The organism is Nonomuraea glycinis (assembly GCF_035920485.1).
Taxonomy (GTDB): Bacteria; Actinomycetota; Actinomycetes; order Streptosporangiales; family Streptosporangiaceae; genus Nonomuraea; species Nonomuraea glycinis.
This window is the reverse complement of the sequence record NZ_CP109166.1, coordinates 3,974,608-3,989,651: the sequence shown is the minus strand read 5'-3', so window position 1 is coordinate 3,989,651 and position 15,044 is coordinate 3,974,608. Positions and strand designations below refer to the sequence as shown.

Here is a 15,044-nt window from a genome sequence, read left to right as displayed (position 1 = left end):
GACCATCGGACGCTACCGCCGGCACCCTGACCGGCGTACATGAGAAAAGGGCCCGGCCCCCGCGGAGGGGTCCGGGCCCGATTCTGCCGGCCTGAGTGGATCAGGCCTCGTCCTTCTTCGCCTCGTCCTTGGCCTCGGCGGCGGGAGCGTCGGCGGCGGCGGTCTCCTCGGCGGGAGCCTCCGTGGCCTCGGCGGCCGGAGCCGTCTCCTCGGTCTCGGCGGCGGCCGGGGCGGTCTCCGCGGCGGCCGGAGCCTCCGTGGTGCGCGAGACGGTGACCGGGTTCAGGGGCTCGGCCACCAGCTCGATGACCGCCATGGGGGCGTTGTCGCCCTTACGCGCACCGATCTTGGTGATCCGGGTGTAGCCGCCCGGGCGCTCGGCGAACGTCGGCGCGATCTCCGTGAACAGGTGGTGCACGACGCCCTTGTCCTTGACGACGGTCAGCACCTGGCGACGGTTGTGGATGTCACCCTTCTTCGCCTTGGTGATCAGGCGCTCCGCCAGCGGCCGCAGGCGCTTGGCCTTCGTCACCGTGGTGCGGATCTTGCCGTGGCGGAACAGGTCCGTGGCGAGGTTGGCCAGGATCAGCCGCTCGTGCGCCGCGCTGCCGCCAAGACGCGCGCCCTTGGTGGGCTTGGGCATTGCTCTCTCCTTGTGAGTTCACCCGCCCCGGCCGTACCAGGTACCGGGGTCGGGCCGGCCGCGTCAGGCGACGCGGTCCGTCAGTGTCCCCGCGCCGGGCGGACGGGCCGCCCGGCACGAGGTCGTGAGGGCCGAAGCCCTCTCAGGGTCAGTACTGCTCGGTCTCGACGTACGCGCTGTCGTCGTCGTCGTAACCGGCACCGGCGACCGCGCTCGGGTCGAACCCGGGCGGGGAGTCCTTGAGGGCCAGCGTCATCTCGTGGAGCTTCTGCTTGACCTCCTCGATGGACTTGGCGCCGAAGTTCCTTATGTCGAGAAGGTCCTGCTCACTGCGGGCGACGAGCTCACCCACGGTGTGGATGCCCTCGCGCTTGAGGCAGTTGTAGGAGCGAACCGTGAGGTTGAGCTCCTCGATCGGCAGCGCCAGATCTGCGGCCAGGGCGGCGTCGGTCGGCGACGGGCCGATGTCGATGCCCTCGGCCTCGACGTTGAGCTCACGGGCCAGGCCGAAGAGCTCGACGAGGGTCTTACCGGCGGAGGCCACCGCGTCGCGGGGCTTCATGGCCGGCTTCGTCTCGACGTCCAGGATCAGACGGTCGAAGTCAGTACGCTGCTCGACTCGGGTCGCCTCGACCTTGTAGGTGACCTTGAGCACCGGGGAGTAGATGGAGTCGATCGGGATGCGACCGATCTCCTGGCCCGGCTGCTTGTTCTGCGCGGCGGAGACGTAGCCGCGACCGCGCTCGACGGTCAGCTCCATCTCCAGCTTCGCCTTGCCGTTGAGCGTGGCGATGCGCAGCTCGGGGTTGTGCACCTCGACACCGGCCGGCGGCGCGATGTCGGCGGCGGTGACCTCACCCGGGCCCTGCTTGCGCAGGTACATCACGACCGGCTCGTCGTGCTCGGACGAGACGACGAGCTCCTTGAGGTTGAGGATGATGTCGGTGACGTCTTCCTTGACCCCGGGAACGGTCGAGAACTCGTGCAGCACACCCTCGACCCGGATGCTCGTCACGGCCGCGCCCGGAATGGACGACAGCAGCGTGCGGCGGAGCGAGTTGCCGATGGTGTAGCCGAAACCCGGCTCCAGCGGCTCGATGACGAACCTGGAGCGCGTGTCGTCGATCGACTCTTCGAGAAGAGTCGGGCGCTGAGCGATCAGCATGAGTGGGTTCTCCCCTTTTTCGTGTGGCGCCCGCTATATGACGCCACTCCGATAAACAGCCTAGTTCGCGTACGGAAATCCGTACGCGAACCAGAAGACGAGCTACTACTTGGAGTAGTACTCGACGATCAGCTGCTCCTGCACCTGGGTGTCGATCTGCTGGCGAACCGGCAGCTGGTGAATCAGCACGCGGAGCTTCTCCGGCACGACGCCCAGCCAGGCCGGGACCGTACGGTCGCCGGCGGTGGCGCGAGCCACCTCGTAGGGCAGGAGGTTGCGCTTGGTCTCACGGACCTCGATGATGTCGTGCTCGCGCACACGGTAAGAAGGAATGTCGACCTTCTTGCCGTTCACCATGATGTGGCCGTGGCGGACCTGCTGGCGGGCGGCGTCACGCGACTGGGCGAACCCGGCGCGGTAGACGACGTTGTCGAGACGGCTCTCCAGAATCTGGAGCAGCACCTCACCCGACTTGCCCGCCTTGCCGGCGGCTTCCTCGTAGTAGTTGCGGAACTGCTTCTCGAGGACGCCGTAAATGCGACGGGTCTTCTGCTTCTCACGAAGCTGAAGCTGGTACTCGGACTCCTTGGGACGTCCGCGACCGTGCTCACCCGGGGGGTAAGGACGGATTTCGATGGGGCACTTGGCGGATTCGCACTTGCTGCCCTTGAGGAAGAGCTTGGTCTTCTCGCGACGGCAGAGCTTGCAGTCCGCGCCCGTGTAACGAGCCATTTCTCAATATCTCCTGGGAATCAGACGCGGCGGCGCTTCGGCGGACGGCAGCCGTTGTGCGGGACGGGCGTGACGTCCTGGATCGAACCCACCTCGAGGCCGGTGGCCTGGAGGGAGCGGATCGCGGTCTCACGGCCGGAGCCGGGACCCTTGACGAACACGTCGACCTTGCGCATGCCGTGCTCCATGGCGCGGCGGGCGGCGTTCTCGGCGGCCATCTGGGCGGCGAACGGGGTGGACTTACGGGAGCCCTTGAAACCCACGTGGCCGGCGCTGGCCCAGGAGATCACGTTCCCGTTCGGGTCGGTGATCGAGACGATCGTGTTGTTGAACGTGCTCTTGATGTGGGCGTGCCCGTGAGCGACGTTCTTCTTTTCCTTGCGGCGCACCTTCTTGGGCGCACCCTGACGGCTCTTAGGAGGCATTGGTTGCCTTCACTCCAGGTGGTTCGGTCGCGGCTGCGAGGATTACTTCTTACCGGGCTTCTTCTTGCCGGCCACGGTCTTCTTCTTGCCCTTACGGGTGCGCGCGTTGGTCTGGGTGCGCTGACCGTGGACGGGCAGGCCCTTGCGGTGCCTGATGCCCTGGTAACAACCGATCTCGATCTTGCGACGGATGTCGGCCTGAACCTCGCGGCGCAGGTCGCCCTCGATCTTGAAGGTCGACTCGATGTAGTCACGCATCGGGACGAGCTCAGTGTCGGAGAGCTGGTGCACACGGAGGTCGCCGCTGATCCCGGTGGCCTGGAGGATCTCCTGGGCGCGGGTGCGGCCGATGCCGTAGATGTAGGTGAGAGCGATCTCCAGCCGCTTGTCGCGGGGGAGGTCGACGCCAACCAGGCGAGCCATGGTCGGGCATTCTCCTTCGTTGTGGCGGAGGTCTGGCGCGCCACTTCCCCTCCCCATGCCCGGGGTGAGGGCCCCGGCCTCCGACCGGGGGTCTCCCGAGTGGTCCGCGCCCGTGAGGGCACGCCTGCTCGGGTGTAGCACGCGATTACTTGCTCAGGCTCCTCATGCGTCGAGTCCGCTCCCTGCTGGGGCGGACTCGGAGAAGCCTTGCGGCGACTAGCCCTGGCGCTGCTTGTGGCGCAGGTTGTCGCAGATCACCATGACGCGACCGTGCCGGCGAATCACCTTGCACTTGTCGCAGATCTTCTTGACGCTCGGCTTTACCTTCATTGTCCTTGTTCCTCAGACGTCTTACTTGTATCGGTAGACGATCCGCCCGCGACTAAGGTCGTAGGGGCTCAGTTCAACGACTACCCGGTCGTCAGGAAGGATTCGGATGTAGTGCATCCGCATCCGTCCGCTGATGTGGGCCAGGACCTTATGGCCGTTATCGAGCTGCACCCGGAACATAGCGTTCGGGAGCGACTCAACCACAGTGCCCTCGATCTCGATGGCGCCGTCTTTCTTGGCCAAAATCCCTCGCGTTTCACTGATCGGTCGTCTGAGGCTCCGGTTCACTAAGCAGCCGCGACCTCACGCTTCGAAGAGAGCGGCGACCGCCAAGGGTCGCCGACGCGTGGTAGTCATAGTGAGCCGACTAAGGAGTGTACGACACCTGAGAGTAGAACGCGAAACGCGTGCCAGGTGTCCTGACACAACCAGAGGCCAGTCTACCCGACCAATCTCCCACCTCACGCCATCTCCCTCGTACGGGGAGCGTTTCCTACATGGCACGGCCCGGGGTCGAACACAGCATAAGGCCCGCCGGAGAACCGGCGGGCCTTCGGGAATGTCGGGGATCAGTGGGTGCGGCACGTCACACGATCAGTAGATCCGGTGGGCCGAGCCGCAGAAGGAGAACTTGCCGCCCCAGCAGGTGTACGTCCACACCTTCTTGATGTCCCGCTTGGACCAGGTGTGGTCGTGCGAGCCGTTCCAGCCGTAGAAGTGCTTGCCGGTCCGGCCGCTGTTGTACTCGTACCGGAACCAGATGTAGCCCTGCTTGGACGTGAACTCCTTGCCGTACCAGTGGGTGTAGACCTTGCCGCCGGACTTCCAGGTCTTCCCGTAGGTGTAGGCCTTCTTGTTGCTGGAGTAGTACTTGCCCCAGTTGCCGGCCGAGGTGGTCGACGTGGTCACCTCAGTGGCGCCGGAGGTGGCCGCCTGGGCTGCGGGGGCGACGGCCAGACCGGTGAGAGCCATCGAGCCGGCGAGAGCGGTAGCCGCGAGGATCTTGCGCATGATGTGCCTCCGTGAGTGGTGTCTCGCTGAACACCGCTTACGTTAGGAACGCGCGCGATTTCACACAGTGTAGGAATACGCACTGCGCACTAGTGCACAGACGACCGCTACTTCTTCTCCTGCGGCCCACTGCCGAAAATGGTGCTGACCAGCAGGATCGCCCCCCACGGGCCCATCACCCACAGCGGCCACGGATAGATGAAGTTGTCGGCCGTGAAGCTGACGATCAACCAGATCACCCAGTTGATGGCGCTGGCCCCCGCCCACGCGCTCCAGGCCGCCTTCATCCCGGGGTGCATCCCCGTCGGCTTGGCCACCGGCTGCGGTGTGATCTTCGCCGGGCGGTTGCGCAGGTCCACATCCGGGAGATCGGCCGTTAACCGGGCGAGCTCACCATAGGTCCTGCTCTTGTAGAGCTGTTCGAGCCGCTCGTTGAACTCGTCCATGGTGATGCGGCCCTCTGCGGTGTGTTCACGCAGCACCGCCGCCACCTTGTCCCTGTCGACGTCGGAGGCACGCATTTCGGGGCTCTGCGCCATACCACCCACCACTCCTGGCTCGTTTACGGCTGTGCCAGGCGCTCTTTGCCCCCATCCAGGGCGGTAAGCACCCAAGGACCATTATGTGTCACCGCGACGCTGTGCTCGAAGTGTGCGGACGCCTTACCATCGACCGTCACGACGGTCCAGTCGTCGGCCAGCACCCGGGTACGGTCCGAGCCGAGGTTGACCATGGGCTCGATGGCCAGGCACATGCCGGGCTCCAGCACGGGGCCTCTGCCGGGCTTGCCATGGTTGGCGATCCACGGGTCCATGTGCATCTCGGTGCCGATGCCGTGGCCGCCGTACTCCTGAGGGATGCCGTAGCGGCCCTGAGATCTGACGTAACGCTCGATCTCGTAGCCGATGTCCGACAGGTGCCGGCCGACGGTGAGCGCCCTGATGCCGCTCCACATCGCCTCTTCGGTGATCCGCATCAGCTCGGTCAGCTTCGGGTCCACCTCGCCCACCGGGACGGTGACCGCGGAGTCGCCGTGCCAGCCGTCGAGGATGGCACCGCAGTCGATCGAGATGACATCGCCGTCGCGAAGCTTGCGAGCGTTCGTCGGGATGCCGTGCACGACCTCGTTGTTCACCGAGGCGCAGATGGTGGCGGGAAAGCCCTGATAGCCCTTGAACGACGGGATGGCGCCCTCGCCCCTGATCGCCTTCTCGGCGATGACGTCGAGATCGAGCGGCGTCATGCCGGGCTCGACCGAGCGCTTCAGCAGGTCGAGCGTGCGCCCGACCACCAGTCCTGCCCCGCGCATCTTCTCGAGCTGCTCGGGCGTCTTGATCTGAATTCCATGCCGGTTCTTCTTGAACACTTACGGCACCCCCAGGTGCTTCAACGGGCAGAGGCGGGAGCCCAATTCCCCCCACAATAGCCGCGAGGTGGCACGGAAATCCGTGCCACCTCCGCAGTCGGTCGTCACATCTAACCTATGAAGGGCCGAATGGCATCCATGGCCCGTTGGGTTACCTCTTCGACCGGGCCAGTCGCATCGACCCCGACGAGGATGCCCTCGTCCGCGTAGTAGGCGATCAGCGGCGACGTCTGCTCCTGATAGACCTCAAGGCGGTGCCTGACGGTGTCTTCTTTGTCATCGTCACGCTGGAACAACGCGCCGCCACAGGCGTCGCACTTGTCATCCTGCTTGTCGTCGAACTCCACATGCCAGATGCGGCCGCACTGGCTGCAGGTACGCCGGCCCGCCAGTCGTCTGACGACCTCGTCGTCGTCGACCACCAACTCCAGGACCAGGTCGAGCGCCTGTCCCCAGTCGGCCAGCATCTTCTTGAGAATCTCCGCCTGCGGCTCGTTGCGCGGGAAGCCGTCGAGCAGGAAGCCGTCCTGCGCGTCGTCCTCGGAGAGGCGATCACGGACCATGGCGATGGTGACCTCGTCGGGCACCAGATCGCCACGATCCATGTATGTCTTGGCCAGCTTGCCGAGCTCCGTGCCGCCGGAAACGTTGGCACGGAAGATGTCACCTGTCGAAATCTTCGGGATCGACAGGTTCGATGCGATGTACTGGGCCTGAGTCCCTTTACCCGCTCCAGGGGGCCCGACCAGAACGAGACGCACTACCGGAGGAAACCTTCGTAGTTACGCTGCTGCAGCTGAGCCTCGATCTGCTTAACCGTGTCCAGGCCGACACCAACCATGATCAGAATGCTCGTCCCTCCGAACGGGAAGTTCTGGCTCGCACCGGCCACCGCCAGCGCGACGATCGGGACCATGGAGATCAGACCCAGATAGAGCGAGCCAGGCGCGGTCAGACGGCTGAGTACGAAACTGAGGTATTCAGCCGTCGGCCGGCCCGGGCGGATGCCCGGAATGAACCCACCGTACTTCTTCATGTTGTCCGCTACTTCAGCGGGGTTGAAAGTGATGGACACGTAGAAGTACGTGAAGAACACGATCAACAGGAAGAAGGTGGCCATGTAGATCGGCGTGTCACCGGTGGCCAGGTTCTGGGAGATCCACTGGACGACCGCGTTCGGGTTCTCGGCGTTGGCGAACAGCGAGGTCACGAGCTGCGGAAGGTAGAGCAGCGACGAGGCGAAGATGACCGGGATGATGCCGGCCTGGTTGACCTTCAGCGGGATGTAGGTCGAGGTCCCGCCGTACATCCGGCGGCCGACCATGCGCTTGGCGTACTGGACCGGGATGCGGCGCTGCGCCTGCTCGACGAAGACGACCGCGGCGACCATGAAGATGCCGACCACCAGGACCACCGCGAAGGTGAACTTGTTCGCCTGGAAGATGTTCGCGAGCTCGGAGGGGAAGATGGAGACGACGGAGGTGAAGATCAGGATCGACATGCCGTTGCCGACACCCCGGTCGGTGATCAGCTCACCCAGCCACATGATCACGGACGTGCCCGCGGTCATGATGAGGACCATGGTGACGATCTGGAACACGTTGTCCGGGTCGAGCAGCACGTCCTGCTGGCAGTTGGGGAACAGCTGCCCCGAGCGCGCCAGCGCGATGAACGCCGTGGACTGCAGGACACCGAGAGCGATCGTCAGATAACGGGTGTACTGTGTGATCTTGGCTTGCCCGGACTGGCCCTCTTTCTTGAGAGCTTCCAGGCGTGGAATCACGACGACGAGCAGCTGAAGAATGATGCTCGCGGTGATGTAGGGCATGATGCCCAGCGCGAAAACCGACAGCTTCAGAAGCGCGCCGCCGCTGAACAGCTGCACCATTCCGTAGATGTTGCCGGTGTCGCCGGTACGGGCCTGATCGAAACAGGCCGCGAGGTTCTGGACGTGAACGCCCGGAGTCGGAAGAACCGAGCCGAGACGGAACAGCGCGATGATGCCCAGAGTGAAGAGCAACTTCTTGCGCAGGTCCGGTGTCCGGAACGCCCGGGTAAACGCGGTCAGCACGGTCCCTCCTGCGCGCCCATAAGGCGGTGTGAGTATGCGATGGTGCGGGGATCTGCCATCTGAAGTCTCAGGTCAGTCGAGCAGGACAGGATCCTGCTGTCTCGCGAACTCTAACGCACTACGGGCGTGGGGGCCCATTGTCAGAACCCCCACGCCTCGTAATGGCTCTTACAGCTCGGTAACGGAACCCCCAGCAGCGGCGATCTTCTCCTTCGCGGCGGACGAGAAGGCATGCGCCGTCACGTTCACCGAGACCGAGATGTCACCGGTGCCGAGCACCTTGACCGGCTGGTTCTTGCGGACAGCGCCCTTGGCGACCAGCGTCTCGACGGTGACCTCGCCACCGTCGGGGAACAGCTCGCCGAGCTTGTCCAGGTTGACGACCTGGTAGGTCGTCTTGAACATGGCGTTGGAGAAGCCCTTGAGCTTCGGCAGACGCCTCTGCAGCGGCACCTGGCCACCCTCGAAACCGAGGGGGACCGTCGTACGGGCGCGACTGCCCTTGGTGCCGCGACCGGCGGTCTTGCCCTTGGACGCCTCGCCCCGGCCCTTGCGGACCTTGGACTTGTTGGAGCCAGGAGCAGGACGCAGGTCGTGAATCTTCAGCGGAGCGTTGTCAGTCATGACTAGTCGACCTCTTCCACGGCGACGAGGTGCGTCACCACGGAGACCATGCCACGAATCTCGGGCCGGTCCTCCTTGACGACGACGTCGCCGATTCGCTTCAGGCCAAGAGAACGCAGCGAGTCACGCTGGTTCTGCTTGCCACCGATCTTCGAGCGAACCTGAGTGATCTTCAGGCGTGCCATCGACTAGCTCACCGCCTTCGCCGCTGCGGCCTCCGCGATGCCTTCACGCTGAGCCCTGAGCATCCGGGCCGGAGCCACGTCCTCGATCGGCAGGCCACGGCGAGCGGCGATCTCCTCGGGCCGGGAAAGACCCTTCAGAGCCGCCACGGTGGCGTGCACGATGTTGATCGGGTTGTCCGAACCGAGCGACTTGGACAGCACGTCGTGGATGCCGGCGCACTCCAGGACCGCACGCACCGGGCCACCGGCGATGACGCCGGTACCGGCCGAGGCCGGGCGGAGGAAGACGACACCGGCCGCCTCCTCACCCTGCACGATGTGCGGGATGGTGCCCTGGATCCGAGGCACCTTGAAGAAGTGCTTCTTCGCCTCTTCGACGCCCTTGGCGATGGCCGCGGGAACTTCCTTGGCCTTGCCGTAGCCGACGCCGACCATGCCGTTGCCGTCACCGACGACGACCAGGGCGGTGAAGCTGAAGCGACGACCACCCTTCACGACCTTGGCCACTCGGTTGATCTTCACTACGCGCTCGATGTACGAGACGCCCTTGTCGGCGGCGCCGCCGCGGCGATCGTCACGACGGTCACGCCGCTCGCCACCGGTGCCGCCACCGCGACGCGGAGCTGCAGCCATCAGTGGTTCCTCATCTCAGTTGCCAGTATCAGTTGCGATTGCCGGGCCCGCATCAGAACTCGAGCCCGCCTTCGCGAGCGCTGTCCGCCAGGGCCGCGATGCGCCCTGCGTAGCGGTTGCCACCACGGTCGAAGACGACCGCCGTGATCCCGGCTTCCTTGGCCCGCTGAGCGAGGAGCTCGCCGACCTTCTTGGCCTTCTCGGTCTTGTCCGCCTCGAGCGTGCGCAGCGAGGAGTCCATGGTGGACGCGCTCACCAGAGTGTGGCCGACGGAGTCGTCCACGATCTGCACGAACAGGTGACGGGTCGAACGGTTGACGACCAAGCGCGGACGCTGGGCCGTACCGACGACGTTCTTGCGGACGCGGCGGTGACGGCGGGCCCGCGAGACGGTGCGGGCAGCCGTGTGCTTGCCGAACGCAGTCTTCGGAGCCATGCCTACTTACCAGCCTTTCCGACCTTGCGGCGGATCTGTTCGCCCTGGTAACGCACACCCTTGCCCTTGTACGGGTCGGGCTTGCGCAACTTGCGGATGTTGGCCGCGACCTCGCCGACCTTCTGCTTGTCGATGCCGTCCACATGGAACAGGGTCGGCTTCTCGACGCGGAAGGTGACGCCCTCAGGGGCGTTGACGATGACCGGGTGACTGAAGCCCAGCGCGAACTCCAGCTGCGACGGGCCCTTGGCCTGAACGCGGTAACCGACTCCGACGATCTCCAGGGTCTTGGAGTAGCCCTGGGTGACGCCCTGCACCATGTTGGCGATCAGCGTCCGGGACAGCCCGTGCAGCGCACGGACCTTGTTCTCGTCGTTAGGACGAGTCACTGCGATGGCGCCGTCGTCGTCGCGGTCCACCGCGATGGGCTCGGCGACCGTGTGAGAAAGCGTGCCCTTCGGGCCCTTGACCTGGACATCCCGACCGTTGATCGTGATGTCTACGCCGCCGGGCACAGGGATGGGCAGCCGTCCGATTCTCGACATGCTGTATTCCTCCCCTCTACCAGACGTAGGCGAGGACTTCCCCGCCTACACCACGCTTGCCGGCCTGCTTGTCGGTCATGAGACCGGCGGACGTCGAGATGATCGCGACGCCCAGCCCTCCCAGAACTCGGGGCAGGTTGTCCTTCTTCGCATAGACCCGCAGTCCGGGCTTCGACACCCGGCGCAGGCCTGCGAGCGACCGCTCACGGGTCGGACCGAACTTGAGCTCCACCACGAGGTTCTTGCCAACCTTGGCGTCTTCGACGGCCCAAGCCTGGATGTATCCCTCCTGCTGGAGGATCTCGGCGATGTGCGCCTTGATCTTCGAGTACGGCATCGACACGCTTTCGTGGTACGCCGAATTCGCATTGCGCAGACGTGTGAGCATGTCTGCGATCGGGTCGGTCATCGTCATGGCCAGTGGCCTTCCTCGCCGCGGTTTCCAGTCGGCCAAGTTTCAGCGTCCAGCACTGCTGCCGGGCTCTGCTCTGCCGGTGGACCTTCGGCGCGGTCGTGGGTGCTCTCTAGGAGAGCCCCCTGGTTTTGACATTTACGGATATGTACGGCCAGCAGCCGCCTTCGGGGGCGACACGCGCCGCCCCCCAAGAGTAACTACCAGCTGGACTTGGTGATGCCAGGCAGCTCGCCCCGGTGCGCCATCTCGCGGAAGCACACACGGCACAGGCCGAACTTCCTGTAGACGGCCCTGGGACGCCCGCAGCGGGTGCAGCGGGTGTAAGCCCGGACGTCGAACTTCGGCTTGCGCGCCGCCTTGGCGATCAGCGACTTCTTCGCCATGTCAGGCCTCCTTGAACGGGAAGCCGAGAAGCTTGAGCAGCGCCCGGCCCTGGTCGTCAGTCTTCGCGGTGGTCACGACCGTGATGTCCATGCCCCGGGGCCGGTCGACCTTGTCCTGGTCGACCTCGTGGAACATGACCTGCTCGGTCAGACCGAAGGTGTAGTTGCCGTTGCCGTCGAACTGCTTCGGCGACAGGCCGCGGAAGTCCCTGATGCGCGGCAGCGCCAGCGACAGCAGCCGGTCAAGGAACTCCCACATGCGGTCACCGCGGAGAGTGACGTGCGCGCCGATCGGCATGCCCTCACGCAGCTTGAACTGCGCGATGGACTTGCGTGCCCGGACGACGGCCGGCTTCTGGCCGGTGATCACGGTGAGGTCGCGGACAGCGCCCTCGATGAGCTTCGAGTCGCGAGCCGCCTCGCCGACACCCATGTTGACCTTGATCTTCACCAGGCCGGGGATCTGCATGACGTTCTCGATGCCGAAGTCCTCGCGAAGCTGAGCCGCGATCTCCTCGCGGTACTTCGTCTTGAGGCGCGGCGTCGGGCGCTCGGTCTCAGTGGTCGTGGCAGTCATCAGCTGTCCTCACCCGTCTCGTCGGCCTTGTCGGCCTTCTTGTCGGCGGGCTTTTCGGCGGGCTTGTCTTCCTTGAGCTTCTTCACGTTGCTCACGTGAATGGGAGCCTCCATGGTCTGCACGCCACCCGCCTGGGTGCCACGCGGACCCTGCTGCTCCTTCTGGTGCTTCTTGATCATGTTGACGCCCTCGACGACCACGCGGTCCTGCCGCGGGAAGGTGGCGATCACATGCCCCTTGGCACCCTTGTTCTTACCGGCGATGACCTGAACCAGGTCGCCCTTCTTCACATGCAGCTTCGGCATTACAGCACCTCCGGCGCGAGCGAGATGATGCGCATGAACTTCTTGTCGCGCAGTTCACGGCCCACCGGGCCGAAGATACGAGTGCCGCGAGGGTCACCGCTGTCCTTGATGATGACGGCGGCGTTCTCGTCGAAGCGGATGTAGGAGCCGTCGGGCCGGCGACGCTCCTTGACCGTGCGGACGATGACGGCCTTGACCACATCGCCCTTCTTGACGCCCGTGCTGCCGGGCAGAGCGTCCTTGACAGTGGCGACGATGATGTCACCGATACCGGCGTAGCGTCGGCCAGAGCCACCGAGAACGCGGATGCAAAGAATCTCCTTGGCACCCGTGTTGTCGGCGACCTTGAGCCGCGACTCCTGCTGGATCACGTTTTAACTCCTGTTAGTCGCGCCGGTTCTCATCACTGAGCCTGGCGGAACCCGATGTTGTCTTGTTCCTCCGGCCACAGCGCCACGCGCACGCTCGTCCGTACCTCTCGATCCGGACGGAACGGGCTACGCGGCGCCGCACCGCAGGCGACGCGAGGCCTTACGGCCCCGCGTCCTTGGACGCCGTCATGGGGATGTCGCCACCCCCACGAGGCGCGGTATATCCGAGAAGCGAGTGTTACTTCGCCTTCTCGAGGATCTCCACGATCCTCCACCGCTTGGTAGCGGACAGAGGGCGGGTCTCCATCAGAAGCACGCGGTCGCCCACGCCACAGGCGTTGGACTCGTCGTGTGCCTTGTACTTGGTCGTACGGCGGATGACCTTGCCGTACAGACGGTGCTTGACGCGGTCCTCGACGACGACGACGACGGTCTTGTCCATCTTGTCGCTGACGACCAGGCCCTCGCGGACCTTGCGGAACTTGCGGTCGTCGACTTCGGCGCCCGTCTCGGTGGTCTCGGTCTCAGCCATCGCTCGTCTCCTTCTCGACCGTGACGATGCGAAGCTCGCGCTCGCGCATCACGGTGTAGATACGGGCGATCTCGCGGCGGACGGCCCGCAGTCGCCCGTGGCTCTCCAACTGACCGGTCGCTGCCTGGAAGCGGAGGTTGAACAGCTCCTCCTTGGCTTCCTTGAGCTTCTGGACCAGAGTGTCCTGGTCCTCCACTCGCAGCTCGCCGGCGGTCAGGCCCTTAGCCATCACGCCTCACCCATTTCACGCTTAACGATCTTGCACTTCATCGGCAGCTTGTGGATCGCGCGCTGCAGCGCCTCACGCGCCACAGTCTCCGACACGCCGGACAGCTCGAACATCACGCGTCCGGGCTTGACGTTGGCGATCCACCACTCCGGAGAACCCTTACCGGAACCCATGCGGGTCTCGGCGGGCTTCTTCGTCAGGGGACGGTCGGGGTAGATGTTGATCCACACCTTGCCGCCGCGACGGATGTGACGGGTCATCGCGATACGAGCGGACTCGATCTGGCGGTTGGTCACGTAAGAGTGCTCAAGCGCCTGGATACCGAACTCGCCGAAGACGACCCTGGTGCCGCCCTTGGCGGCTCCGCTGCGGTCAGGCCGGTGCTGCTTGCGGTGCTTGACCCTGCGCGGGATCAGCATGGTCAGCTCCCTTCAGCACCCGGCTGCGCAGCCGGGCCGGTCTCGGGGGCGGCCTGAGCGGCCGCCTCAGTCCTGGGGGCGCGGTCGCCACGACCACCGCCACGGCGGGCGCCGCCACCGGCGCCACCGCCACCACGGCGCGGACGGTCGCCGCCGCCGCCACCCCGACGGTCATCACGCTCACGACGCTGGCCGGCACGAGCACCGGCGGCAGCCGCCTCGCGCTCGGCGCGGCTCGTCGGAGCCTCACCCTTGTAGATCCACACCTTCACGCCGATCCGGCCGAAGGTGGTACGGGCCTCGTAGAAGCCGTAGTCGATGTCCGCGCGCAGCGTGTGCAGCGGCACCCGGCCCTCGCGGTAGAACTCCGACCGCGACATCTCGGCGCCGCCCAGACGACCGGAGCACTGCACCCGGATGCCCTTGGCGCCGCTCTTCATGGCCGACTGCATCGCCTTGCGCATGGCACGACGGAACGAGACGCGGCTGGAGAGCTGCTCGGCGACACCCTGAGCGACGAGCTGAGCGTCGATCTCGGGGTTCTTCACCTCAAGGATGTTGAGCTGAACCTGCTTCTTGGTCAGCTTCTCCAGGTCGCCGCGGATACGGTCGGCCTCCGCGCCGCGGCGGCCGATGACGATGCCCGGACGCGCGGTGTGGATGTCGACCTGAACGCGGTCGGTCGTGCGCTCGATCTCCACCTTGGAGATACCGGCCCGCTCCATGCCCTTCTGCAGCATGCGACGGATCGACACGTCCTCGGCGACGTACGACTTGTACAGCTTGTCGGCGTACCACCGGCTCTTGAAGTCGGTCGTGATGCCGAGGCGGAACCCGTGCGGGTTAACCTTCTGGCCCACTATCGGGTCCTTCCCTTCGGCTCGCGGGACTCCACGATCACGGTGATGTGGCTCGTCCGCTTGTTGATCCGATAGGCACGACCCTGTGCGCGCGGCCGGAACCGCTTCAGTGTCGGGCCCTCGTCGACCCACGCGCGGCTCACGACGAGCGTCTGGGGGTCGAGATCGAAATTGTGCTCTGCGTTCGCCATGGCGCTCGAGAGCACCTTGTAGATCGGCTCGCTCGCCGACTGGGGAGCGAACTGCAGCACGGCCTGCGCCTCCGAAGCGGGCAGCCCGCGAATAAGGTCCACCACGCGGCGGGCCTTGAGGGGCGTGACGCGGACGAACCGCGCCTGAGCCCTGGCTTCCATCGCTTACTCCT

The 15,044-nt window shown here is 65.3% G+C and carries 27 protein-coding genes; all 27 read right to left on the bottom strand.

Annotated elements, in window-relative coordinates; genetic code table 11:
• Positions 1-100: 100 nt before the first annotated feature.
• Positions 101-643 carry a 50S ribosomal protein L17 gene (gene rplQ, locus OHA68_RS19055; RefSeq protein WP_189141217.1) on the bottom strand — a complete coding sequence of 181 codons (543 nt, stop codon included), beginning with the start codon at positions 641-643 and terminating at the stop codon, positions 101-103.
• A gap of 148 nt (positions 644-791) precedes the next feature.
• Positions 792-1,808, bottom strand: coding sequence for a DNA-directed RNA polymerase subunit alpha (locus OHA68_RS19050; protein WP_189141218.1), 1,017 nt, complete (start codon positions 1,806-1,808; stop codon positions 792-794).
• Positions 1,809-1,913: 105 nt separating this feature from the next.
• A complete protein-coding gene (gene rpsD / locus OHA68_RS19045; RefSeq protein ID WP_327108833.1) occupies positions 1,914-2,540 on the bottom strand; it encodes a 30S ribosomal protein S4 in 627 nt (208 codons plus the stop codon).
• Positions 2,541-2,560: 20 nt separating this feature from the next.
• A complete protein-coding gene (gene rpsK / locus OHA68_RS19040; RefSeq protein ID WP_020542285.1) occupies positions 2,561-2,965 on the bottom strand; it encodes a 30S ribosomal protein S11 in 405 nt (134 codons plus the stop codon).
• A gap of 42 nt (positions 2,966-3,007) precedes the next feature.
• Positions 3,008-3,388 (bottom strand): 30S ribosomal protein S13, encoded by a 381-nt coding sequence (gene rpsM / locus OHA68_RS19035; protein ID WP_189141220.1) that lies wholly within the window; start codon positions 3,386-3,388, stop codon positions 3,008-3,010.
• A gap of 216 nt (positions 3,389-3,604) precedes the next feature.
• Positions 3,605-3,718 carry a 50S ribosomal protein L36 gene (rpmJ, locus tag OHA68_RS19030; RefSeq protein ID WP_003956441.1) on the bottom strand — a complete coding sequence of 38 codons (114 nt, stop codon included), beginning with the start codon at positions 3,716-3,718 and terminating at the stop codon, positions 3,605-3,607.
• A gap of 21 nt (positions 3,719-3,739) precedes the next feature.
• Positions 3,740-3,961 carry a translation initiation factor IF-1 gene (gene infA / locus OHA68_RS19025; RefSeq protein ID WP_012887858.1) on the bottom strand — a complete coding sequence of 74 codons (222 nt, stop codon included), beginning with the start codon at positions 3,959-3,961 and terminating at the stop codon, positions 3,740-3,742.
• A gap of 351 nt (positions 3,962-4,312) precedes the next feature.
• Positions 4,313-4,729 (bottom strand): hypothetical protein, encoded by a 417-nt coding sequence (locus tag OHA68_RS19020; RefSeq protein ID WP_327108832.1) that lies wholly within the window; start codon positions 4,727-4,729, stop codon positions 4,313-4,315.
• 107 nt (positions 4,730-4,836) lie between these two features.
• Positions 4,837-5,268 (bottom strand): DUF1707 SHOCT-like domain-containing protein, encoded by a 432-nt coding sequence (locus OHA68_RS19015; RefSeq protein ID WP_327108831.1) that lies wholly within the window; start codon positions 5,266-5,268, stop codon positions 4,837-4,839.
• 23 nt (positions 5,269-5,291) lie between these two features.
• Positions 5,292-6,095 (bottom strand): type I methionyl aminopeptidase, encoded by an 804-nt coding sequence (gene map / locus OHA68_RS19010; protein WP_327108830.1) that lies wholly within the window; start codon positions 6,093-6,095, stop codon positions 5,292-5,294.
• Between the two features lie 110 nt (positions 6,096-6,205).
• Positions 6,206-6,856, bottom strand: coding sequence for an adenylate kinase (locus tag OHA68_RS19005; protein WP_189141224.1), 651 nt, complete (start codon positions 6,854-6,856; stop codon positions 6,206-6,208).
• Positions 6,856-8,166: a preprotein translocase subunit SecY gene (gene secY / locus OHA68_RS19000; protein WP_189141225.1), complete on the bottom strand. Its 1,311-nt coding sequence runs from the start codon at positions 8,164-8,166 to the stop codon at positions 6,856-6,858. The genes OHA68_RS19005 and secY overlap by 1 nt, the downstream gene beginning before the upstream one ends.
• A 168-nt stretch (positions 8,167-8,334) precedes the next feature.
• Positions 8,335-8,790, bottom strand: coding sequence for a 50S ribosomal protein L15 (gene rplO, locus OHA68_RS18995; RefSeq protein WP_189141226.1), 456 nt, complete (start codon positions 8,788-8,790; stop codon positions 8,335-8,337).
• A 2-nt stretch (positions 8,791-8,792) separates the two neighbouring features.
• The gene (rpmD, locus tag OHA68_RS18990) at positions 8,793-8,975 is read right to left on the bottom strand and encodes a 50S ribosomal protein L30 (RefSeq protein WP_189141227.1); all 183 of its coding nucleotides are present in this window, start codon (positions 8,973-8,975) and stop codon (positions 8,793-8,795) included.
• 3 nt (positions 8,976-8,978) lie between these two features.
• Positions 8,979-9,608, bottom strand: a complete 630-nt coding sequence (gene rpsE / locus OHA68_RS18985) for a 30S ribosomal protein S5 (RefSeq protein ID WP_189141228.1) — start codon at positions 9,606-9,608, stop codon at positions 8,979-8,981.
• Positions 9,609-9,660: 52 nt separating this feature from the next.
• A complete protein-coding gene (rplR, locus tag OHA68_RS18980; RefSeq protein WP_189141229.1) occupies positions 9,661-10,044 on the bottom strand; it encodes a 50S ribosomal protein L18 in 384 nt (127 codons plus the stop codon).
• A 2-nt stretch (positions 10,045-10,046) separates the two neighbouring features.
• The gene (gene rplF / locus OHA68_RS18975) at positions 10,047-10,589 is read right to left on the bottom strand and encodes a 50S ribosomal protein L6 (RefSeq protein WP_189141230.1); all 543 of its coding nucleotides are present in this window, start codon (positions 10,587-10,589) and stop codon (positions 10,047-10,049) included.
• Positions 10,590-10,605: 16 nt separating this feature from the next.
• Positions 10,606-11,004, bottom strand: a complete 399-nt coding sequence (gene rpsH / locus OHA68_RS18970) for a 30S ribosomal protein S8 (protein WP_327108829.1) — start codon at positions 11,002-11,004, stop codon at positions 10,606-10,608.
• A 197-nt stretch (positions 11,005-11,201) separates the two neighbouring features.
• On the bottom strand, positions 11,202-11,387 hold the full coding sequence (locus tag OHA68_RS18965) for a type Z 30S ribosomal protein S14 (protein ID WP_327108828.1): 186 nt from the start codon (positions 11,385-11,387) through the stop codon (positions 11,202-11,204).
• Between the two features lies 1 nt (position 11,388).
• Positions 11,389-11,964: a 50S ribosomal protein L5 gene (gene rplE / locus OHA68_RS18960; protein ID WP_189141233.1), complete on the bottom strand. Its 576-nt coding sequence runs from the start codon at positions 11,962-11,964 to the stop codon at positions 11,389-11,391.
• Positions 11,964-12,260 (bottom strand): 50S ribosomal protein L24, encoded by a 297-nt coding sequence (gene rplX, locus OHA68_RS18955; protein WP_327109523.1) that lies wholly within the window; start codon positions 12,258-12,260, stop codon positions 11,964-11,966. The genes rplE and rplX overlap by 1 nt, the downstream gene beginning before the upstream one ends.
• An 8-nt stretch (positions 12,261-12,268) precedes the next feature.
• The gene (gene rplN / locus OHA68_RS18950) at positions 12,269-12,640 is read right to left on the bottom strand and encodes a 50S ribosomal protein L14 (RefSeq protein ID WP_106253399.1); all 372 of its coding nucleotides are present in this window, start codon (positions 12,638-12,640) and stop codon (positions 12,269-12,271) included.
• Between the two features lie 238 nt (positions 12,641-12,878).
• On the bottom strand, positions 12,879-13,172 hold the full coding sequence (rpsQ, locus tag OHA68_RS18945; protein WP_189141234.1) for a 30S ribosomal protein S17: 294 nt from the start codon (positions 13,170-13,172) through the stop codon (positions 12,879-12,881).
• Positions 13,165-13,401 carry a 50S ribosomal protein L29 gene (gene rpmC, locus OHA68_RS18940; protein ID WP_189141235.1) on the bottom strand — a complete coding sequence of 79 codons (237 nt, stop codon included), beginning with the start codon at positions 13,399-13,401 and terminating at the stop codon, positions 13,165-13,167. The genes rpsQ and rpmC overlap by 8 nt, the downstream gene beginning before the upstream one ends.
• Entirely contained in the window at positions 13,401-13,820 is a 420-nt protein-coding gene (gene rplP, locus OHA68_RS18935) for a 50S ribosomal protein L16 (RefSeq protein ID WP_327108827.1), read from the bottom strand. Before rplP ends, rpmC begins: the two co-directional genes overlap by 1 nt.
• 2 nt (positions 13,821-13,822) lie before the next feature.
• Positions 13,823-14,680 (bottom strand): 30S ribosomal protein S3, encoded by an 858-nt coding sequence (rpsC, locus tag OHA68_RS18930; protein ID WP_327108826.1) that lies wholly within the window; start codon positions 14,678-14,680, stop codon positions 13,823-13,825.
• Positions 14,680-15,033, bottom strand: a complete 354-nt coding sequence (rplV, locus tag OHA68_RS18925; RefSeq protein WP_189141238.1) for a 50S ribosomal protein L22 — start codon at positions 15,031-15,033, stop codon at positions 14,680-14,682. The genes rpsC and rplV overlap by 1 nt, the downstream gene beginning before the upstream one ends.
• Positions 15,034-15,044 lie beyond the last annotated feature (11 nt).